1 protein-coding gene is annotated in these 525 nt (G+C 60.8%); it reads right to left on the bottom strand.

Going from position 1 to position 525, the window contains the following annotated elements:
* Positions 1-227, bottom strand: a 227-nt coding sequence (locus AC1DQC_RS20250; RefSeq protein ID WP_477053015.1) for a hypothetical protein, incomplete at its 3' end; no start/stop codon positions are given.
* Positions 228-525: the final 298 nt, after the last annotated feature.

Below are 525 nucleotides of genomic sequence, written 5' to 3' on the forward strand. Positions count from 1 at the left end.
GGCATCGCGGCGATCAGCCGGAGGTTCTCCTGGGCGGCCTCGAGGCCTTCCTTGAACTCCACCGCGGTCCGCGGCCCGGAGGTCAGGTTCTTGATCGTGGCGGAGTTCGTCTTGAGCGTGTCGGTCAGTGTCTTGATCGCTTCCTTGACCTTGCCGGCGTCGATGGCCTCATTGACGAGTTCGGCCTCGTCGGGGGTGAGCACCACGATGCTGTCGCGCTGGGGCATGTTCGTCTCCTGTCGTTGCGGTGTGGCCGGCAGGGAAGAGCGCCGACCAACTCGAAACGCACTGTAGGACAGGCCTTGTCCACGACCGGTGTGGCGTCTGTCTCCAATCCATGCCTTCAAGCGCCTCTGGCCGGCGCGTGTCTGCGAGTCCGATTCGCGACCGATGGGATCGGCGTCATCAACTTGAGATCGGCAATATCAACCTTCGAGTTTGTGCCATCACGCAGACACAAACCGTACTAGCCTGTTGATACAAATATGCTTCGAGAGGGAGGCTTGCATGCCATCGAACTTTCCC

Source organism: Cellulomonas sp. P4_H12 (genome assembly GCF_056400905.1).